Raw genomic sequence first — 18280 nt, forward strand, 5'->3', positions numbered from 1 at the left:
GGAGGGGCTGGCCGGTGCCCGGTCCCTGGCGGGCGACGGCGCCGCCGCGGCCGGGCTGCTCGCCGAGGCGGGCGGGCTCCGCGCGGCGGCGGGAGCCGCGCTGCCGCCCGGCGAGCGGCGCGACGTCGACCGGATCGCCGGGAGGATCCGGGACGCCTCCGGTGTTGTCGCCAAGACCGGTGGTCCGGCGTCACCGGGACGATCGGCACCGGCGGGCTGATCGGTTCGGGCCCGGGGGAAAGGGAGACATGAGCGAGGATCTCGGCTACGGATGGCAGGGCGAGCTGCTCGACCTGCCCGGCTACCTGAAGCGGGTCGGCCACGACGGCGGCCTGGCCCCCACGGCCGCGACGCTGCGGGCCCTGCACCGCGCGCACGTCACGTCCATCCCGTTCGAGAACCTGGAGATCATGCTCGGGCGGCCGGTCGACCTGTCGCTGGACGCCGTCCAGGCGAAGCTCGTCGAGAGTCCGCGCGGCGGCTACTGCTTCGAGCACAACCGGCTGTTCGCGGCGGTGCTGGAGAGGCTCGGGTACGAGGTCGCGGCGGTGGCGGGGCGGGTCACGATGGGGGCGGCGAAGGTCCTTCCGGCCACGCACGCGCTCCTGCACGTCCGCCCGCCGGACGCGTCGCGGGACGAGCCGGCGTGGCTGTGCGACGTGGGGTTCGGCGCCGGTCCGCTGGAGCCGCTGCGGCTCGTGGACGGCGAGGAGGCCGTCCAGGACGGCTGGGGCTTCCGGCTCCGCCGAGGCCGCACCGTCACCGCCTGGACGCCGGAGACGGCGGAATGGGAGCTGCACCAGCGCGGCCCGGACGGCTGGGTCCGGCGCCACACGTTCGTGCTGAACGAGGTGTTCCGCATCGACTTCGAGGTGGGCAGCCACTACGTCTCGACGAGCCCGCGCTCCCCGTTCACGACCCGCCCCTTCGTGCAGAGGTTCTCGTCCGACTCCCTCCGCGTGCTGGACGGCACGAAGCTGACCACCACCCGTCCGGGCGGGAGCGTCGAGGCCCGCGCGCTCGCCCCCGAGGAGCTGCCGGCGACGCTGGCCGAGGACTTCGGGATCGTCCTGGAGAAGGAGGACGCGGATCGCCTCGTCGACTTCGTCCGCGCCAGGAGCTAGCCCAGGTCGAGGCGGGCCAGGGCCGCTCTCGTGGTGACGCCGAGCTTGGGATAGGCCTTGTAGAGGTGGTAGCCGACGGTCCGGGGGCTCAGGAACAGCTGCGCGCCGATCTCCCGGTTGCTGAGGCCCGTCGCCGCGAGCCGGGCGACCTGGAGTTCCTGCGGGGTGAGCCGGGCGGCGTGGTCGTCCGGGGAGGCCTGGTCGTCCCGACCGCCCGTGAGGCTCTCCCCGGCGGCGCGCAGTTCGGCCCGGGCGCGGTCGGCCCACGGCGTCGCGCCGAGCCGCGCGAACGCCTCCAGCGCCGCGTGCAGCCGCGCCCGGGCGTCGTTCCGGCGGCGTGACCTGCGGAGCCACTCTCCGTACAGCAGCTCGGTGCGCGCCTGCTCGAAGGGGGTGCCGCCCTCGCGGTGCAGGGCGAGGGCCTTGGAGTACAGCGGATCTGGGTCGTCCGGGGTCAGGAGGGCCGCGCAGCGTGCCGCGATGGCCTGCACCCAGGGCTGCTGGGTCTGCGCGGCCCAATCGCCGTACCAGTCGGCGGCGTCCCGCGCGCGCTCAGGGGCACCGGCGCGGACGGCCGCCTCGACAAGGTCGGGCAGGGCGGCGATGGCGCCCTGCCGGGAGGGCCCGGCGACGACGTCGGCAAGACGTTCCAGAGCCGCGTCGTACCGGCCGAGCCCGAGGTCGAGCAGGCTGCGCGCGGCGGCGGCGTGCACGTTGCTCGGCGGGAGTCCGCGTGACAGCGCCTCTTCTGTCAGCTCCAGGCAGCGTTCCTCGTCCCCCTGGATCGCGGCGAGCTGCCCCAGGCCGGTGTCGAGGTAGACGCGGATGCGGTGCTGGCCCGTATCGGCGGCGATCCGCACGCCCTCCGTCGCGCCGGTCAGCGCGTCGCGGTACCTGCCGAGCAGCAGGTCGGTCCGGGTCCGGAGCATCAGCACGGGCGCTAGCAGCCCGATCGCGCCCCGGTCGCGGAAGCGCCGCTCCAGCTCCGCCGCGACCTCGGCCGCGCCCCGCACGTCACCGACCATGAGATGCCACATGCCCGCGCGGATCCGCTCGCGCGGCGCGTAGCAGGCGCTCATCGCGTCCATCAGCTCGCGCAGCGCCGCCACGCCGTCGGCCGGATCCGCGTCCGCGAGCGGGTTCTGCCCGGCGAACACCCGGCTCAGGGCCCGCAGGTGCGGCGCGTTCGGGACGCCGAGGCGCGCGCCCTCGGCGGCGATGCCGTCCATCGCGGCGAAGTCGCCCGCGTTGGCGGCCGCCACCGCGGCCTGGAAGTACAGGTAGCCGGACGTGCGGGGATCGACCCGCGCGACCGTCGCCGCCGTCTCGGCGAACAGGCGGTGGGCGTCCGCCGCCCGGTCCTGCTCGTCGGCGAGGGACGCCCGGATCAGCGTCAGCTCCGCCCGCGCCAGCGGGTCCGGCAGGTCGGGCTCCGCCCGCGCCGCCAGCTCGACGGCGCGCTCGGGCAGCCCCGCGTCGGCCGCCGCCCGCGTCGCCCCCGCCAGCGGCCGGCCGCGCTCGGCCGGGTCCGGGGTGAGACCGGCGGCGGCCTCGTACATGGCGGCGACGGCCGCGTTGCCGCCCGCGTTCCGCTCGGTCTCGGCGGTCCTCTCCAGGACGGCCGCGACGTGCTCGTCCGGTTCCGTCACCGAGCGGGCCAGATGCCAGGCGTGGTGGCACACGTCGCCGCGCTCCAGGTAGGCCTCCGCCAGCGCCCGGTGGGCGGCGAGGCGCTGTCCGAGCGTCGCCTCCCGCACGGCGGCGGTGCGGATCAACGGGTGCCGCACCTCCAACCGCCCGTCGGGCGTGGTGCGCAGCAGGCCCGCGCGCTCGGCGGGCTCCAGGTCGCCGATGGAGGCGGGGGCGCCGAACCGGCCCGCCGCCTTCACCACCACCCCGGCGTCGCCGAGATCGTCCACCCCCACGAGCAGGACGAGCCCGCGCGCCGGCTCGGGCAGCGCGGCGATCCGCTCGGCGAACGACCGCAGGATCCGCTCGTAGGCCGACCCGTGGCCGCCCCGGCCCGGCAGTTCGAGCAGCGCGAGGGGGTTGCCCATCGCGCCCGCGAGGATCTCCCGCCGGACGTGGCCGGGCAGGTCGGGGGCGCGCTCGGCCAGCAGCCCGGCCGCCGCGTCCTCGTCGAGGCCGCGCAGGCGCAGCTCGGGCAGCCCCTGCGCGACGAACTCCGGCGCGGCGCACTCCGGCGCGACGGCGTCGCGGGCCGCGAAGACGACCGCGATGGGCTCGGCGTCGAGGCGGCGGGCGGCGAACAGCAGCGCCTCGGCGGACGAGCCGTCCATCCAGTGCGCGTCGTCGACCAGGCAGAGCAGCGGCCGCTCCTCCGCCAGGTCGGACAGCAGGGTCAGCACCGCGAGACCCACGAGGAACCGGTCGCTCTCGGCCTCCGGGCCGCCCATGTTGAGGGCCGCGCGCAGGGCCTCGGCCTGCGCGTCCGGGAGGCCGCCGATCCGGTCGAGGTGGCGGCCGAGCAGCAGGTGCAGGCCCGCGTACGGCATGGTGCTCTCGGTCTCGACGCCCGTCCCGCGCAGGACGCGCATGCCGTCGGCGGCGCCGGCGGCGTGGTCGAGGAGGGCGGACTTGCCGATCCCGGCCTCGCCGCGCAGGACGAGGGCGCCGCTGCGCCCGGCGCGGGCCCGGTCGAGGAGCCCGTCGATCGCGGCCAGTTCCCGGTCCCGCCCGTACAGCATGCGCTCACCCTACTCAGCCCGCCGCGGCGCCCGGATGGTTGAAGCCCTCACCTCGGGTATCGCCACGAGTCGTACGCCCCCGGCGCCGAACACCGACAGGAGGTTGTCATGGCCGACCAGGCCACCAAGGAGAACGTCGTCGATCTGCTGCTCGCGCAGCACGAGGAGATCCGCCACCTCGCCACGACCGTGGAGAAGAACCACGGCAAGGTGCGCAAGGACGCGTTCGACCGGCTGCGCAGGCTTCTCGCCGTGCACGAGACCGCCGAGGAGGAGGTCGTCCACCCGTTCGCCCGGCGCGGGGACGGCTCCCGCGTGGTGGACGCGCGGCTGGAGGAGGAGAACAAGGCCAAGGGCGTTCTGTCGGACCTGGAGAAGATGGACCCGGAGTCCGCCGACTTCGAGGAGACGTTCGCCAGGTTCCACCGGGACCTGGCGGCGCACGCTTCGCACGAGGAGAAAGAGGAGTTCCCGCGCATCGCCCGCGAGGCCACGCCCGAGCAGATGCGCGGCATGGCCAAGGCCGTCAGGGCCGCGGAGGCGATCGCGCCGACCCATCCCCACCAGGGGACGGAGTCGCCGACCAAGAACCTCGCGGTCGGGCCGGTGGCGGCCGTCGTCGACCGCGTCCGCGACGCCATCGGCAAGGCGCGCGGCTGACCGTCCCGGGGGCGGCCCCGCCGGGCCGTCCCTCCCTTGAGGAGGTGCGATGACCCACCGGAAGAACGACGAGGACAAGCCGCTCGCCGACCGGCGCGCCGAGGCGGGGGCGCCGCAGGAGGACGACGCCGACGTGGGGGGCGAGCACACGCCCGGCCCCACCGACCCGCCGAACGCCGAGGCCGACGCCCCGGGCGGGGAGGACGACGGCTACAGCCCGCAGACCGAGGTCCCCTGATCCGCCCGGGGCGCCGTGTCCCTCACTCGCTGTCGTCGTCGCGGTCGGCCCCGACCGTGACGCCGACGACGTCCTGCAGTTCGCTCAGGACCGCGGCGAGTTCCGGGACCGAGCCCGTCCCCTCCAGCGTGAGCGTCACCACGGCGTTGCCGGGGCGCCGCCGGTCGGGTTCGCGCCGGTCCCGGCGCTCGTCGCGGCCGCGGTCGGAGTCGTCCGGCAGGTGGTCGCGGTCGACGTGGACCTCCAGGATCACGAAGTCGCGCCGCGTGGCCTCCATCAGGACCTGCCGCAGCGCGCCCCGCCCGTCCCCGTAGACGATCCGCAGCCGCGCGACCCCGGCCCGGCGGTAGCGCTCCAGCGGGAGCCTCTTCGTCAACCCGCTGAGCCCGTACACGACGAGGAAGTGGATCGCGGTGACCGCCACCGCGAGGACCGGCAGCCCGCCGCCGGCCGCCATGCCGACGGCCGCCGTCACCCACACGACGGCGGCGGTCGTGAGCCCGCGCACCGCGTCCCGGCGGACGAAGATCAGCCCGCCGCCGATGAACCCGATGCCGGACACGATCTGCGCCGCCACCCGGGAGGGGTCCAGCGAGACGTTCCCGGGGACGTTCTCGAAGCCGTACTTGCTGACCAGCATGAACAGGGCCGCGCCGACGCCGACGAGGGTGTGCGTGCGCAGTCCCGCGCTCTTGTTGCGCAGCCCTCGTTCCAGCCCGATCGCGGCCGACAGCACCATGGCGAGCAGCAGCTCGCCGATCTCCACCCAACCCTGCCCGGGGGACAATTCGAACACCCTCGTACCACCCCTCCCTCTTCCGTTGTCCATCGGCCGGACCGCCCCGGCCGGCGCGCGCGCCGGCCGGGCGGCAGCAGACGGGAGGCCGCCCCGGACTCTCTCCGGGGCGGCCTCCGGCCTGCTGCTAGGCGGGGTGCGGCGGCTTCTGGTCCGGCGGCGTTCCGCCGCCCTTGCCGCCGCCCCTGTCCCCCTTGTCGGTGCCGTGCGCGTGGCCCTTGGCCCTCGTCGACTTCGGGTCGGTGGCCTCGGGCGCCGGTTCGTCCGTCACCGCGGTCCTCCCGGACCGCCGGATCTCGGGCTGCTGCGGGTTCGGCATGTGCTCGACTCCTAAGCGCTGGACGGTTCGGGACGCAGCGGGTCGTGCCCCACGCTCATCAGCGCGTGGCGCCACTGCTCGTCCCGTTCCGCGTTCGGCGGTCGGTGCTCCAGGCGGTCCTCCACGTAGTCGACGACCTCCTGCATCACCTCCCCGTCGCTTTCGGTCAGGTCGACCTTCCGCTTGCGCAGCACGTCCACCACGCGGGCGCCCAGCTCCGACACCCCGGGGCCGGGGCCATCGGCCGGGAACGCCTCCTCGCCGGACGCGTCCGTGAGCAACCAGGTGCGCAGTTCGTCGGAGGTCATGTTCACGAGCCGGTGGAAGTCCTCCCACGCCAGCTCCACCTCGGGCGATACGCGGTTGTTCATAAGCAAAACTCCCTGTACGCGTTCACGCCCGCCGTACCCGGAGACCGCTGCCCCATTCGTCCAAACTTGTATTACTACGGCCGGAACTATCCCCCGGGGCACCGGGAACGCTCCGCGTTACAGCCGGAGACGCCCGGGAACACGACCCGCATGGACCACTCGGAAGCCCCCGTCCTGGACGCCCTCGCCGCCTACCACCGCGAGCAGCAGCTCCCCTACACCCCGCCCGGCCACAAGCAGGGCCGCGGCGCCGACCCGCGCGCCCGCGAGGTGCTGGGCGACGCGGTCTTCCGCTCCGACGTCCTCGCCATCTCCGGCCTCGACGACCGGGAGTCGAACCACAAGGTGCTGGAGCGCGCCCAGGAGCTGATGGCCGACGCCGTCCACGCCGAGCAGGCGTTCTTCTCGACCTGCGGCAGCTCCCTGTCGGTGAAGAGCGCCATGCTGTCGGTCGCGGGCCCGGGCGAGAAGCTCCTGGTCGGGCGGGACGCCCACAAGTCGGTCGTCTCAGGACTCATCCTCTCCGGAGTCCGCCCGATCTGGGTCGAGCCGCAGTGGGACGCGGACCGGCACCTGGCCCACCCGCCCTCGCCCTCGGCGTTCGCGGCGCGGTTCCGGGAGCACCCCGACGCGCGCGGCGCCCTCGTCACCAGCCCGACGCCCTACGGGACGTGCGCCGACCTGTCCGCGATCGCCGCCGTCTGCCACGAGCACGGCAAGCCCCTCATCGTGGACGAGGCGTGGGGCGCGCACCTGCCGTTCCACGAGGACCTGCCGACCTGGGCCATGGACGCCGGCGCCGACGTGTGCGTGACGAGCGTCCACAAGATGGGCGCCGGGCTGGAGCAGGGGTCGGTCTTCCACCAGCAGGGCGACCTGGTCGACCCGGCCGTCCTCAGGGCCCGGGAGGACCTGCTCGGGACGACCAGCCCGTCCGTCCTGATCTACGCGGGCCTGGACGCGTGGCGGCGGCAGATGGTGGAGCACGGGCGCGCCCTGCTGCAGGACGCGCTGGGCCTGGCGGCCGACGCGCGCTCGCAGATCGCGGCCCTCGACGGCTTCGAGGTCCAGGGCCGGGAGGAGTTCACCGGCCCCGGGCTCGCCCACGACTTCGACCCGCTGCCCCTCGTCATCGACATCGCCGGCCTCGGCGTCACCGGCTACCGGGCCGCCGACTGGCTGCGGGAGCACCACCGCGTCAACATGCACCTGTCCGACCACCGGCGGATCAGCGCGCAGTTCACCTTCGCCGACGACAAGGAGACGGCGGGGATGCTGCTCGGCGCGCTGCGCGACCTCCACGACCACCTCGACGACCTGCGCGGGGCGCCGGCGGTCGAGGTGCCGTCCCCCGGGGACCTGCGGCTCGAACTCGTCGTGCTGCCCCGGGACGCGTTCTTCGGCCCGGCCGAGCAGGTGCCCGCCGCCGACGCCGTCGGCCGCGTCAGCGCGGAGATGCTGACCCCGTACCCGCCCGGCATCCCGGCCGTGCTGCCCGGCGAGCGGATCAACGCCCCGGTCATGGAGTACCTGCGTTCCGGCGTCGCCGCCGGGATGGTCGTCCCGGACGCTGCCGACAGCACCCTCGACAGCGTGCGGGTGTTCGTCGAGGACTGACGGAACGGGCCCGGCGAGGCGGAGCCGCCGCAGGTGGCGGGGCGGCGCTGTGGAAGACTCCTACCGGCACGGCGGCTAGATGGGGAGCGTCATGGAGTTGGTCCACTCGGGCAAGGTCAGGGACGTCTACGCGGACGGCGACGAGCTGATCCTCGTCGCGTCGGACCGGGTGAGCGTCTACGACGTCGTCCTTCCGACCCCGGTCCCGGACAAGGGGAAGATCCTCACGCAGCTGTCCCTCTGGTGGTTCGAGCGGCTCGCCGACATCATCCCGAACCACGTCGTCTCGGCCACCGACGTCCCCGAGGAGTGGGCCGGGCGCGCCATCCGCTGCCGCCGCCTCGACATGCTCCCCGTCGAGTGGATCGCGCGCGGGCACCTCGCCGGGCTCGGCCTGAAGGAGTACCAGAAGTCGGGCACGGTGTCGGGCGTCTCCCTGCCCGACGGCCTGGTCGAGGCGGACCGGCTGCCTGAGCCGATCTTCACGCCGACCACCAAGGCCGCCGAGGGCCACGACGAGTTCATCACCTACGACGACGTGGTCCGCGAGATCGGCGACGACACCGCCGCCCGCCTCAAGGACGTCACCCTGGAGATCTACCGGCGCGGCGCGGCCCTCGCCGCCGAGCGCGGCATCATCATCGCCGACACCAAGCTGGAGTTCGGCCGCGCCGCCGACGGCTCCCTCGTCCTCGGCGACGAGGTGCTCACGCCCGACTCGTCCCGCTTCTGGCCCGCCGACCAGTGGGTGCCCGGCCGTCCGCAGCACTCCCTCGACAAGCAGTTCGTGCGCGACTGGAGCAGCACGCTCGACTGGGACCGCACCCCGCCCGGCCCCGCCATCCCCGACGAGGTCGTGGAGGCCACCCGCGCCCGCTACGTCGAGGTCTACGAGCGCCTGACCGGCACCGCCTGGACCTCCTGACCCGGCGCCGGGCGCGCGTCGGCCGGGCCCGGCGCGCAGCCGGGGCAGGCTCGGGCGAGCCGCTCCGCCACCTCGGCGCGGCGCCGGAGGAGCGCGCGGATCTCCGCGTCGATCGCGGCGAGCCCGCGCCGGTAGACGGCGACCGACTCCGGGCAGGCCGCGCCGTCGGCGTGGCCCGCGCGCAGGCAGTCGACGAACGGGCGCGTGTCGTCCAGCGTGAAGCCCGTCTCCAGCAGCGCGCGGATCTGCGCGACGAGCCGCAGGTCGGACTCCTCGTACTCGCGGTAGCCGTTGGCCGCGCGCCGCGCCGGCAGCAGCCCCTGCTGCTCGTAGTAGCGCAGCATGCGGGTGCTCACGCCCGCGCGGGCGGCCAGTTCCCCGATCCGCATCGGCCCTCCTCGCCTTCACGGGCGACGGTACTCCTTGACACCGCCGTCAATGTCAAGGCCGGCGGGCCCGGTGGGACGGGCCCGGCGGACGCCGCCGGGCCCGCCCCGCGGTCACGCCGTCAGCGTCCCTGGAGGCCGCGGACGTTGTCGCCGAACGTCCAGCTCTTCGACCCGTCCCAGTTGATCGACCAGGTCATCAGGCCTTTCAGCTGGCCGTTGAAGTGGTTCCACGACTGGCCGACGAGGCCGGGCGACATGTAGCCGCCGCCCGCGCCCGGCTGCGCCGGAAGGCCCGGGGCCTGCTTGTCGTACGGGACCTTGATGGTGGTGCCCTGGACGGTGAGGCCGTTGTTCAGGCACTCGGTCTGCTTCACGAAGCCTTCGACCGTCCCGGCGGAGTAGGAGTCTCCCGAGCAGCCGTACATGCTGCCGTTGTAGTACTGCATGTTCAGCCACCACAGCCGGCCGTTGTCCGCGTACTTCTTGACGATCGGCAGGTAGGCGCCCCAGATCGAGCCGTAGGTGACGCTTCCGCCGGTCACGTAGGCGGTCTCCGGTGCCATCGTGAGCCCGAAGTTGGACGGCATCTGGCCGAGCACGCCGTCGATGATGCGGATCAGGTTGGACTGCGACGCCGACAGCTGGTTGATGTTCCCGCTGCCCGACAGGCCCGTCTCGATGTCGATGTCGATCCCGTCGAAGTTGTACTTCTTCAGGATCGGCACGACCGTCTGGACGAACCGGTCGGCGACGGCGCTGGAGCTGAGGTCGATGCCCGCGGCGGCGCCGCCGATCGACATCAGGATCGTCGCGCCCGCGGCCTTCGCCGCGCACATCTGGGCGGGGGTGGAGACCTTGACCGTCGAGTCCATGCCGTCCTCCCACAGGACGGTGCCGTCCGAGCGGATGACGGGGAACGCCGCGTTGATCACGTTGTAGCCGTGCTGCCTGATCACCGGGTTGTCGATCGGCGTCCAGCCGAACGGCGGGTGGACGCCGTTGGACGCGCCGTCCCAGTTCTCCCAGTAGCCCTGGAGGATCTTGCCGGCGGGCTTGGACCTCACCGCGCAGGTCTCGTTCCCGCCGGGCGGCGGGGTGGTCGGCGGGTCCGTGGGCGGCGTGGTGGGCGGCGTGGTGGGCGGCGTCGTCGGCGGTCCCGTCGTGTCGCAGGTGCCCAGCTCGCGCCACAGCGTGGGGGTGGAGGCGGGGTTCCAGTTCGCGCCCGGGTAGGCGGTGTGGGCGACGATCGCCTCGTAGCCGCGGCCGGTGTGGACGACCTTGTCGCCGACCTTGTAGGAGGTGCCCTCCGCCCAGGCAGGATACGTGCAGGCGATCGCGGACGCGGGCTGGGCCGACGAGGGCGCGGAGACCGCGACCAGCGTGCCGAAGGACAGGACGGCCGCCGCGGCGGCGGAGGCCAGCGCGGCTCCGGCCGCGCGTCTGGAGGATCTGCGCTCGAAGTGCGCGTGCTTGGGCTTCACGGGGGGACGACTCCTCAGCTGAGCGGGACACAGAGGAGCCGGTGCAAGAGCCGAACAAGTCCCGTGGGGACTCTCCCAGAGCAAGGCACGTACGACCGGCGTGGACGCCAGTTAGAGGGTAACCGTCCCGCCCGGGCCCGTGAAGCCCTCGGAAGGGGGGTCGTTCAGAAGGTCGCGGTGCGGTCCGACGGGACGATCTCCTGGCCCAGCGGGGTGAGCGAGATCGGGATCAGCTTGAAGTTGGCGATGCCGAACGGGATCCCGATGATCGTGATGCAGAGCAGGACGCCGGTGACGAGATGCCCGAGGGCCAGCCACCACCCCGCGAAGACGATCCAGATGATGTTCCCGATGAGCGAGCCCGCGCCCGCGTCCCGCCGGGGGACGGTCGTCCGGCCGAACGGCCACAGGGCGAAGCCCGCGATGCGGAACGAGGCGATGCCGAACGGGATGGTGATGATGAGGATGCAGCAGATCAACCCGGCGACCACGTAGCCCATCGCCATCCAGAAGCCCGCCAGGACCAGCCAGAGGACGTTCAACAGCGTGCGCACGAGTTCCCCCCGAGAGTAATCAAATGCTGTTATTTCACACCGTCCCCCGGCTCAAACCGGCGGGCCGTGTGAAGAAGACCGTAGGGCACCCCGCCCGGTCGTGGACGCGCTTGACCTTGACACGGTGACAGGCTCTTCACTGCGACCAGGGAGGTGGTCACGATGACCATGCCGGATACGGACCGGGCTTTCCGGGCGCTGGAGAACGGCGACGCGTCGGTGCGGCTGCGCGCGGCGATGGCGGTCGGCACGGCCCCAGACCCGGCGTTCGTCGACAAGCTCCTCGAACGGTGCGCGGTCGAACCGGAGTTCTTCGTGCGCGACATGCTCACCTGGGCGCTGACCCGCCACCCGTCGTCGACGACAATTCCGAGGCTCGTCGAGGAACTCGGCTCGGAGCACGCGCAGGCCCGCAGCCAGGCCCTGCACACCCTGTCCAAGGTCGGGGACCCGCGGGCGTGGCCGGCGATCACGCGGGAGCTCCTGACCGGCGCCGACGACGAGGTGGCGCGGAGCGCCTGGCGAGCGGCGGTCGTGCTCGCGCCCGAGGACGAGCGGCCCGAGCTGGCGACGGTGCTGGCGTCCCAGCTCGGGCGCGGTGACCGCGCGATGCGGCAGAGCCTCAGCCGCGCGCTGATCGCCCTCGGCGAGGTGATCCTGCCGGTGCTGCGCGCCGCTCAGGCGAACCCCGACCCGGGGGTGCGCGTGCACGCGATCGCCACGGAACGGCTGCTCCGCGACCCCGACGCGGGGTTCGAGTTCGCGATCGAGGAGGCGAAGCGCATCATGGTCCTCGGCGCGAACGGGCAGGAGGAGTGACGGGCGGTGTTGATCGGTGACGTGGCGCGGCGGTCCGGGGTCAGCGCCCGCATGCTCAGGCACTACGAGTCGCTCGGCCTGCTGCGGCCGACGGGCCGTACCGGCGCGGGCTACCGCGAGTACTCCGCTGACGACATCCGGCGGATCTTCCACATCGAGAGCCTGCGGTCGCTGGGGCTGTCGCTGCGTGAGGTCGGGCGCGCGCTCGACGACCCCGGCTTCGCGCCCGCGGAGCTCGTCGCCGGCCTCGTCCACCGGACGCGGGAACGCATCGCCCGCGAGACCGAGCTGCTCACGCGGCTCCGCCGGATCGACGCCGCGGAACCCGCCGGCTGGGAGGACGTCCTCCAGATCGTCGCGCTCCTCCAGGCGCTGGGGTCGGAAAGCGCCGGGAAGCGCCAGCGCGCGGCCCTGTCCTCGGTCGAAGAGGTGCCGGTGGAGGCACTGGTCGAGGCGGCCCTGAGCGAGACGGACACGAACGTCGCCGGAGCCCTCCGATGGGCTCTGGCGCGATCGGGCGGCAGCGCGTTGGCGCCGCTGGCGGAGGGCCTCGCCTCACCGGCCGCCGAGGTGCGGAGACGGGCCGTCCTGGCGATCGCCGAGATACAGGGCGACGGGGCGGCCGCACTCCTGCGGGACGCCCTCGCGAGCGCGGACGTCGTGGTCCGCAGGCACGCGGCCCTCGCGCTCGGGACACGGGGAGGGGAGGACGCCGTCCCGACGCTGATCGACATGATCGTCGAGGAGGCGAACGACGTCGACGCGGCCGACGCGCTGAGCGCCCTGGCGAGCCGTCCCGCGCTGGCGGAACAGATCGCCGCCGGCCTCGTCGACCACCTCGCCCAGGGCACCGCCGACTCGTCCGCCCGCCGACGGCTGACCCAGGCGCTGGCCGGCATCCCGGGCCCCACGGCATCCCGCGCCCTCGCGGACCTGTCCCAGGACGAAGACCGCGCCGTCGCCCTCACCGCGACCTACATCCTGAGCCTCCGCGACGCACAGGTGTAAGCGAAGCGGCCCTGCCGGACATCTCTGGGCGACACCGACCCGAGAGAAGGGAGCCGGCGTGCCCGATCCAGACGGGGGATTCACCCGGTTGTGGGACGCGCACTACGACGATGTGCTCAGGTACGCGGCGCGGCGGATCGACCACGAGACCGCCCGGGACATCGCCGCGGAGACGTTCCTGGTCGCCTGGCGGCGGCGCGGCGACATCCCGCCGGACCGCACGTTCCCGTGGCTGCTGAACGTCGCCCGCAACGTCCTCGCCAACGAGATGCGGGGCCGCCGGCGCCGCACCCGGCTGTGGGACCGGCTGCGCGGCGACGCCCCGCGCGCCCCCGCCGCCGACGTGGCGTCCGGCCTGGCCGAGGGCGGCCGCATGGCCGCCGCGCTCGGCCGGCTGTCCGACCGCGACCGGGAGGTCCTCCAGCTCGTCGGCTGGGAGGGCCTCGACGCGAAGGCGGCGGCGACCGCGGCGGGCTGCTCGGTCAAGGCGTTCTCCGTGCGCCTGCACCGCGCCCGGCGCCGCCTGACCGCCGCCCTCGCCGAGATCGACGCCGCCGACCGTCCCGCGCCCGCCGCCCCGCTGCAAAGGAGCCCCCAGGTATGAACGACCTCCACGAAGTCCGCCGCATCATGGCCCCGGCCGACCCCTGCCCGCCCGGCGCCTTCGAGGGCGCCGCCCACGACCCGGCCGGACGCGCCGCCTTCGAGCGGATCACCGCGTCCACGGCCCGCCGCACCGGCCCGTCCCGCCGGACGACGTTCCGCCTCGTCGCCGCGGGAGGCGTCGCCGGAGCGCTCATCGCCGGCACCGCCGTCGCCACGAGCGGCGGCGGCACGCACCGCCCGGCGCCCGTGGCGGCGACGGAGGCGCAGCAGGTGCTGAACGTCGCCGCGACGTTCGCGCTGAAGCAGCCGTTCACCGCGCCGCGTCCCGGCCAGTGGGTCTACACCGAGACCCGTTACCGGCGCAGCGGCGTCCCTGGCCGCGGCCAGATCGTCAAGCCCGGTTCGCCGCTGAAGACGCAGGTCGATCGGAATTGGGTCCGGGCGGACGGCAAGCGCATGGCGCTGTACGACCACGGCAAGCTCGTCACCTCCGCCACGGGCGGGGGGACGCCGCCGATCGACTACGCCACCGTCGCCAAGCTGCCCACCGACCCGGACGGGATGCTGGCCTGGGCCCGCAAGCAGAAGACACCGGCCGACCCGAACGGGGGCGCGTTCCAGCTGCTCGGGTCACTGCTGCTGAACAACGGCGTGCTGCCGCCGGCGCAGACCGCCGCCGCCTACCGCGCGATGGCGAAGATCCCCGGCGTCACCGTGGACCGGGCGGCCAAGGACGGGGCGGGGCACACGGCGGTCTCGGTCTCGTTCCTCATCGAGGGCTGGGCGAAGGACGAGATCCTCCTGGACCCGTCCACCTACGCCTACCGGGGCCACCGCACCACCGTCGCCCGGGACCACACCATGCCGGACGGGGGACGCTTCCTGAAGGGCGCCGTCGAAAGCCAGTCCGTCCGCCTGACCGCAGGCGTCGTGGACGAGCCCGGCCAACGCCCCTGACCTCCCGCTCGTAGAAACGAGGGCCGCCCGACCAACGGGCGGCCCTCGCCTCGTCCCGTCCGGCGGACGGAGGGAACCGTTCTGGAGCCGGGATGATCGGATCTGGGTGATCGTGAAAGGGGACGGTATGGAGTCAGGACGTGGAGAGGCCGAGTTCCTGGAGGCGAAGTCGCTCCAGGAGCAGGGGCAGGTGCGGGAGGCCGAGCGGCTGTTCAGGGTGGCTGCTGAGGCGGGGCATGTCGACGCCATGCTGAAGCTCGGCATCCTGGTCGTGGAGCGGGACGAGGCCGAGGCCGAGCGGTGGTGGCGGGCGGCGGCCGACGCGGGCGACCGGGTCGGGCAGCTCAATCTCGGCATCCTCTGCTCGGGCCAGGGACGGGACGAGGAGGCGGAAAGCTGGTACCGCACGTCGGCCGAGGCGGGGGAGGTCGACGCTCGGCACAATCTCGGGCTGCTGCTCATCCGCCGTCGTGACGTGCAGGGAGCCGCCGAGCAGTTCCGCATCGCGGCCGAGGCAGGGCGCGCCGGTTCGATGACCAACCTCGGTCTGGCGCTCGGGGAGATGGGGCAGGCGGAGGAGTCCGAGGAATGGCTGCGGCGCGCCGCCGAGGAGGGCGACGGCCGTGCGCTCAGTGCCCTCGCCAATCACCTGTACTCCCAGGGCCGACGGGAGGAGGCCGACGAGTGGTGGGAGAAGGGCGCGGCTGCGGGTGACCCGGACTCCCTGTTCAACCTCGGGGTCCGTTGCGAGCACAAGGACGACATGGCCGGGGCCGAGCAGTACTTCCGCAGGGCCGGGCAGGCCGGGCATCCGCGGGGTGAGGCGAGGGCGACGGCCGTGGCGCGCGGAGTCCGCGCGAACGGCGCCCCCTACATGCCCGGCCTCTTCTGACCGGTCTCCCTTCAGGAGAGGGCGGCGAGTTTGTGCCGGAGGAGGGCGCGCTCGCGGTCGTTGGCCGCGAGTTCGACGGCTCGTTCCAGTTCCGTGCGGGCTTCGTCGGGGCGGCCCAGGCGGGTGAGGAGTTCGCCGCGGACGCTGGGGAGCAGGTGGGAGTTCGCCAGGGCGCCTGAGGCCGCCAGGTCGTCGACGATCGCGAGCGCGGCGGCAGGGCCGTTCGCCATCGAAACCGCCACGGCCCTGTTGAGGTCGACCACGGGAGACGGGGCCAGGCGGCCCAGCGCCTCGTAGAGGAGGACGATGCGGTCCCAGTCGGTCTCGGCGACCGAGGGGGCGAGGGCGTGGCACTCGGCGATCGCCGCCTGGAGGCCGTAGGGGCCCAGGCCGCGGCCCGCCTTCTCGGCGCGGGACAGGGCGGCGCGCCCCCGGCGGATCGCGGCGCCGTCCCAGCGGGTGCGGTCCTGGTGCTCCAGCAGGACCGGCTCGCCGTCCGGGGCGGTGCGGGCGGGGAAGCGCGCGGCGGTCAGCTCCAGCAGCGCCAGCAGGCCGTGCGCCTCCGGCTCGTCCGGCATCAGCCGGGCCACGACGCGGGCCAGCCGCCGCGCCTCGCCCGCGAGGTCGAACCGGATGAGCTCACCGCCCGAGCTCGCCGTCGAGCCCTCGGTGAAGATCAGGTAGACGACGTTGAGGACGGAGGGGAGGCGCTCGGCCCGCCGCCCGGCCGCCGGCGCCTCGAACGGCACCCGGGCCGCGCCGAGCGTCTTCTTCGCGCGGGTGATCCGGGCCTGGACGGTCGCGGTCGGGACGAGGAAGGCACGGGCGATCTCGTCGCTGGTCAGGCCGCCGACCACGCGCAGCGTCAGCGCGATCCGCGCCTCCCGCGACAGGACGGGGTGGCACGAGACGAACATGAGCGCGAGCACGTCGTCGTCGATCCGGTCGGGGTCCCAGAGCACGTCGTCGTCCTTCTCGGGCGGGCGTCCGGTGGCGGCGCCGCCCTCGTCCAGGTCGTGGGCGAGGGCGGCGTACCGCTCGTCGAGGGCGGAGCGGCGGCGGAACGCGTCGATCGCGCGCCGCCGCCCCACGGTGAGCAGCCACCCCGACGGGTTGCGGGGGACGCCGTCGCGCGGCCAGGTCACGAGCGCCTCGGCCAGCGCCTCCTGCGCGAGGTCCTCGGCCAGCGCGAAGTCGCCGGTGTAGCGGGCGAGGGCGCCGACGATCCGCGCCGACTCGATCCGCCAGACGGCGGCGACGGCCTCGCGGCCGGTGGGGTCGCCCGTCACAGCTGGCCGGTGGCCTCGCGCCAGGCCCGCTCCTTCCGGATCCACTCGTTGTCCTGCGGGAACTCGTCGATGGTGGGGACGCGGCGGATCTCGGTCTTGAAGCCGGGACCGGCCGGCGCCCGCCGGGCCCACTCGACGGCCTCCTCCTTCGAGGCCACGTCGAGGATGTAGAACCCGCCGAACAGCTCCTTCGTCTCGCCGTACGGGCCGTCGGTGACGACGGGCGGCTCGGAGGAGTGGTCGACGACCACGCTCTCGGACGGGTCGTCGAGCCCCTCGGCGGCGAGCAGCACCCCGGCCTGGATCAGCTCCTGGTTGAACCGGCCCACGGTCTCGATCATCTCGGCGGGGTCCGTGTCCGCCATGCCCGCGTACGCCTCGTCCGTCGCCCGCATGATCAGCATGTACTTCATCGCTCTGTCTCCGTGTGCGTCCGGGCCCCTCCGCGGGGCCCTCTCATCCCTAGGTCGAACGGAGGACGGCTTGGATCGACACGTCCCCCCGTATTTCTTCCCAGAGACGTCGCCGCGCACGGAACACCTGGTCAGGGCGCTGCCTCAAGGGCGCCAGTACAGCGCCGGGTCAGGGTGGTCGACGAAGCCGAGGTCGCGGTAGAGGCGCTCGCCGTCGCGGGAGGCGTGCAGGTCCACGCGCGCGACGTCGCGCTCCCGGAACCAGTCGAGCAGGCCGTGCATGATCGCGCGGCTGTGGCCGCGGCGCCGGTGCGCCGGATCGGTGACCACGCCGATCACCTGGCCGAGGCGGCCGCTGGGCAGGTGCGGACCGGGCAGCCGCTGCTCGATGGTCCCGATCCCGCACGCGGCCAGGCCGCCGTCGCCGTCGCCGTCCACGACGAGGATCCGCACCGTGTCCGCCGTCAGCTGCTCCTTCAGCACCGTGGCGAGGGTGTGCCGCCACCCGTCGTCCCCGGCCGGCGGCGCGAAGAACTCCCCGCCGAGATCCTCGAAGAGCAGCGCCCGCAGCCGCACGAGCTCCGCGACGTCGCCTTCCACCGCCTGCCGCACCCCGGTGCGGCGTCCGTCCTGGTCCATGGGACAAGAGTGACGTAATTACTTCACGCACCTCAACCCTTACAGCGGACGCCGTGAACCGCGACGCGGCTGACCACGGCCGCCCTACGCGCCGGAGGCGGCCGTGCCGAAGGGGTTGTCGAGGACGTAGCGCCAGCGGCCGTCCGGGCCCCGGCGGGCGACGTCGGTGGCGGTGCCCTCGATGCGGACCGGGCCCTCGGCCCCCTCGCCTTCGATCACCCAGTCGACGATCAGCAGGGCGAGGTCGCCGGCGGAGTAGACGTGGCGCGGGGCGACCCTGATCGGCAGGCCGAGGGCCATGAAGCGGGCGTTGGCGGCGTGGGCGTCGGCGCCGGTCAGCGGCGTGCCCGGTGCGGGGACGAACACCGCCCCCTCCTCGTACAGCTCGGCGACCGCCGCCGGGTCGCCGCTGTTGAAACGGTCGGCGAAGACGGGCGCGACGTCCTCGGGGCGTTCGGCCAATGGGCGCATCGTC

The 18280-nt window shown here is 73.9% G+C and carries 22 protein-coding genes; 11 read left to right on the forward strand and 11 right to left on the reverse strand.

From position 1 onward, the window contains the following. Both ABD944_RS24785 and ABD944_RS24790 read left to right on the forward strand, forming a co-directional pair. On the forward strand, positions 1–220 hold a 220-nt coding region (locus ABD944_RS24785), incomplete at its 5' end, for a hypothetical protein (RefSeq protein ID WP_345180243.1). A 28-nt stretch (positions 221–248) separates the two neighbouring features. Next, positions 249–1124 (forward strand): arylamine N-acetyltransferase family protein, encoded by an 876-nt coding sequence (locus ABD944_RS24790; protein ID WP_345180245.1) that lies wholly within the window; start codon positions 249–251, stop codon positions 1122–1124. On the opposite strand, the gene ABD944_RS24795 is transcribed toward ABD944_RS24790, so the two are convergent. Next, on the reverse strand, positions 1121–3832 hold the full coding sequence (locus ABD944_RS24795; RefSeq protein ID WP_345180247.1) for a helix-turn-helix transcriptional regulator: 2712 nt from the start codon (positions 3830–3832) through the stop codon (positions 1121–1123). The genes ABD944_RS24790 and ABD944_RS24795 overlap by 4 nt on opposite strands. A gap of 108 nt (positions 3833–3940) precedes the next feature. On the opposite strand from ABD944_RS24795, the gene ABD944_RS24800 reads away from it, so the two are divergent. Beyond that, on the forward strand, positions 3941–4492 hold the full coding sequence (locus ABD944_RS24800) for a hemerythrin domain-containing protein (RefSeq protein WP_345180248.1): 552 nt from the start codon (positions 3941–3943) through the stop codon (positions 4490–4492). Positions 4493–4541: 49 nt separating this feature from the next. Then, the gene (locus tag ABD944_RS24805; protein WP_345180249.1) at positions 4542–4730 is read left to right on the forward strand and encodes a hypothetical protein; all 189 of its coding nucleotides are present in this window, start codon (positions 4542–4544) and stop codon (positions 4728–4730) included. Positions 4731–4752: 22 nt separating this feature from the next. Here ABD944_RS24805 and ABD944_RS24810 read toward each other — a convergent pair whose 3' ends face one another. The 3 genes from ABD944_RS24810 to ABD944_RS24820 all read right to left on the reverse strand — a co-directional run bounded on the left by ABD944_RS24810 (position 4753) and on the right by ABD944_RS24820 (position 6216). After that, a complete protein-coding gene (locus tag ABD944_RS24810; protein ID WP_378189736.1) occupies positions 4753–5559 on the reverse strand; it encodes an MgtC/SapB family protein in 807 nt (268 codons plus the stop codon). A 94-nt stretch (positions 5560–5653) separates the two neighbouring features. After that, entirely contained in the window at positions 5654–5845 is a 192-nt protein-coding gene (locus ABD944_RS24815) for a hypothetical protein (protein ID WP_345180253.1), read from the reverse strand. An 11-nt stretch (positions 5846–5856) separates the two neighbouring features. Next, a complete protein-coding gene (locus ABD944_RS24820) occupies positions 5857–6216 on the reverse strand; it encodes a DUF3140 domain-containing protein (protein ID WP_345180254.1) in 360 nt (119 codons plus the stop codon). A 150-nt stretch (positions 6217–6366) separates the two neighbouring features. On the opposite strand from ABD944_RS24820, the gene ABD944_RS24825 reads away from it, so the two are divergent. Together ABD944_RS24825 and ABD944_RS24830 are read left to right on the forward strand one after the other, a co-directional pair. Next, positions 6367–7833 carry an aminotransferase class I/II-fold pyridoxal phosphate-dependent enzyme gene (locus tag ABD944_RS24825; protein WP_345180255.1) on the forward strand — a complete coding sequence of 489 codons (1467 nt, stop codon included), beginning with the start codon at positions 6367–6369 and terminating at the stop codon, positions 7831–7833. Positions 7834–7924: 91 nt separating this feature from the next. Then, positions 7925–8758 (forward strand): phosphoribosylaminoimidazolesuccinocarboxamide synthase, encoded by an 834-nt coding sequence (locus ABD944_RS24830; protein WP_345180257.1) that lies wholly within the window; start codon positions 7925–7927, stop codon positions 8756–8758. Here the strand turns inward: ABD944_RS24830 and ABD944_RS24835 are convergent. From ABD944_RS24835 to ABD944_RS24845, 3 genes are all read right to left on the reverse strand, one after another. After that, a complete protein-coding gene (locus ABD944_RS24835; RefSeq protein WP_345180259.1) occupies positions 8722–9147 on the reverse strand; it encodes a MerR family transcriptional regulator in 426 nt (141 codons plus the stop codon). The two genes, ABD944_RS24830 and ABD944_RS24835, sit on opposite strands and share 37 nt — an antisense overlap. Before the next feature lie 119 nt (positions 9148–9266). After that, complete coding sequence (locus tag ABD944_RS24840; RefSeq protein ID WP_345180261.1) at positions 9267–10628, reverse strand: carbohydrate-binding protein; 1362 nt, start codon at positions 10626–10628, stop codon at positions 9267–9269. Positions 10629–10792: 164 nt separating this feature from the next. Continuing rightward, the gene (locus ABD944_RS24845; protein WP_345180262.1) at positions 10793–11182 is read right to left on the reverse strand and encodes a YccF domain-containing protein; all 390 of its coding nucleotides are present in this window, start codon (positions 11180–11182) and stop codon (positions 10793–10795) included. A 162-nt stretch (positions 11183–11344) separates the two neighbouring features. On the opposite strand from ABD944_RS24845, the gene ABD944_RS24850 reads away from it, so the two are divergent. From ABD944_RS24850 to ABD944_RS24870, 5 genes are all read left to right on the forward strand, one after another. Then, positions 11345–12001: a HEAT repeat domain-containing protein gene (locus ABD944_RS24850; RefSeq protein ID WP_345180263.1), complete on the forward strand. Its 657-nt coding sequence runs from the start codon at positions 11345–11347 to the stop codon at positions 11999–12001. Between the two features lie 6 nt (positions 12002–12007). After that, entirely contained in the window at positions 12008–13009 is a 1002-nt protein-coding gene (locus ABD944_RS24855; protein WP_345180265.1) for a HEAT repeat domain-containing protein, read from the forward strand. 58 nt (positions 13010–13067) lie between these two features. Next, on the forward strand, positions 13068–13613 hold the full coding sequence (locus ABD944_RS24860) for an RNA polymerase sigma factor (RefSeq protein WP_345180267.1): 546 nt from the start codon (positions 13068–13070) through the stop codon (positions 13611–13613). Then, positions 13610–14572 carry a CU044_5270 family protein gene (locus ABD944_RS24865; RefSeq protein WP_345180269.1) on the forward strand — a complete coding sequence of 321 codons (963 nt, stop codon included), beginning with the start codon at positions 13610–13612 and terminating at the stop codon, positions 14570–14572. The genes ABD944_RS24860 and ABD944_RS24865 overlap by 4 nt, the downstream gene beginning before the upstream one ends. Positions 14573–14699: 127 nt before the next feature. Further along, positions 14700–15464 carry a tetratricopeptide repeat protein gene (locus ABD944_RS24870; RefSeq protein WP_345180271.1) on the forward strand — a complete coding sequence of 255 codons (765 nt, stop codon included), beginning with the start codon at positions 14700–14702 and terminating at the stop codon, positions 15462–15464. An 11-nt stretch (positions 15465–15475) separates the two neighbouring features. On the opposite strand, the gene ABD944_RS24875 is transcribed toward ABD944_RS24870, so the two are convergent. The 4 genes from ABD944_RS24875 to ABD944_RS24890 form a co-directional block, all read right to left on the reverse strand. Beyond that, the gene (locus ABD944_RS24875; RefSeq protein ID WP_345180274.1) at positions 15476–16753 is read right to left on the reverse strand and encodes an RNA polymerase sigma factor; all 1278 of its coding nucleotides are present in this window, start codon (positions 16751–16753) and stop codon (positions 15476–15478) included. Continuing rightward, a complete protein-coding gene (locus ABD944_RS24880) occupies positions 16750–17166 on the reverse strand; it encodes a YciI family protein (RefSeq protein ID WP_345180276.1) in 417 nt (138 codons plus the stop codon). Before ABD944_RS24880 ends, ABD944_RS24875 begins: the two co-directional genes overlap by 4 nt. A gap of 144 nt (positions 17167–17310) precedes the next feature. After that, a complete protein-coding gene (locus ABD944_RS24885; protein ID WP_345180278.1) occupies positions 17311–17805 on the reverse strand; it encodes a GNAT family N-acetyltransferase in 495 nt (164 codons plus the stop codon). 84 nt (positions 17806–17889) lie between these two features. Further along, positions 17890–18276 (reverse strand): YybH family protein, encoded by a 387-nt coding sequence (locus ABD944_RS24890; protein WP_345180281.1) that lies wholly within the window; start codon positions 18274–18276, stop codon positions 17890–17892. Positions 18277–18280 lie beyond the last annotated feature (4 nt).

Source organism: Actinomadura verrucosospora, assembly GCF_039540335.1.
GTDB classification, from domain to species: domain Bacteria; phylum Actinomycetota; class Actinomycetes; order Streptosporangiales; family Streptosporangiaceae; genus Spirillospora; species Spirillospora verrucosospora.

Excerpts from the sequence above, each read along its gene's own strand:
- ABD944_RS24790 (WP_345180245.1), top strand. The coding sequence starts at position 249 with ATGAGCGAGGATCTCGGCTACGGATGGCAGGGCGAGCTGCTCGACCTG.
- ABD944_RS24795 (WP_345180247.1), bottom strand. The coding sequence starts at position 3,832 with ATGCTGTACGGGCGGGACCGGGAACTGGCCGCGATCGACGGGCTCCTC.
- ABD944_RS24800 (WP_345180248.1), top strand. The coding sequence starts at position 3,941 with ATGGCCGACCAGGCCACCAAGGAGAACGTCGTCGATCTGCTGCTCGCG.
- ABD944_RS24805 (WP_345180249.1), top strand. The coding sequence starts at position 4,542 with ATGACCCACCGGAAGAACGACGAGGACAAGCCGCTCGCCGACCGGCGC.
- ABD944_RS24810 (WP_378189736.1), bottom strand. The coding sequence starts at position 5,559 with ATGGACAACGGAAGAGGGAGGGGTGGTACGAGGGTGTTCGAATTGTCC.
- ABD944_RS24815 (WP_345180253.1), bottom strand. The coding sequence starts at position 5,845 with ATGCCGAACCCGCAGCAGCCCGAGATCCGGCGGTCCGGGAGGACCGCG.
- ABD944_RS24820 (WP_345180254.1), bottom strand. The coding sequence starts at position 6,216 with ATGAACAACCGCGTATCGCCCGAGGTGGAGCTGGCGTGGGAGGACTTC.
- ABD944_RS24825 (WP_345180255.1), top strand. The coding sequence starts at position 6,367 with ATGGACCACTCGGAAGCCCCCGTCCTGGACGCCCTCGCCGCCTACCAC.
- ABD944_RS24830 (WP_345180257.1), top strand. The coding sequence starts at position 7,925 with ATGGAGTTGGTCCACTCGGGCAAGGTCAGGGACGTCTACGCGGACGGC.
- ABD944_RS24835 (WP_345180259.1), bottom strand. The coding sequence starts at position 9,147 with ATGCGGATCGGGGAACTGGCCGCCCGCGCGGGCGTGAGCACCCGCATG.
- ABD944_RS24850 (WP_345180263.1), top strand. The coding sequence starts at position 11,345 with ATGACCATGCCGGATACGGACCGGGCTTTCCGGGCGCTGGAGAACGGC.
- ABD944_RS24865 (WP_345180269.1), top strand. The coding sequence starts at position 13,610 with ATGAACGACCTCCACGAAGTCCGCCGCATCATGGCCCCGGCCGACCCC.
- ABD944_RS24870 (WP_345180271.1), top strand. The coding sequence starts at position 14,700 with ATGGAGTCAGGACGTGGAGAGGCCGAGTTCCTGGAGGCGAAGTCGCTC.
- ABD944_RS24880 (WP_345180276.1), bottom strand. The coding sequence starts at position 17,166 with ATGAAGTACATGCTGATCATGCGGGCGACGGACGAGGCGTACGCGGGC.
- ABD944_RS24885 (WP_345180278.1), bottom strand. The coding sequence starts at position 17,805 with ATGGACCAGGACGGACGCCGCACCGGGGTGCGGCAGGCGGTGGAAGGC.
- ABD944_RS24890 (WP_345180281.1), bottom strand. The coding sequence starts at position 18,276 with ATGCGCCCATTGGCCGAACGCCCCGAGGACGTCGCGCCCGTCTTCGCC.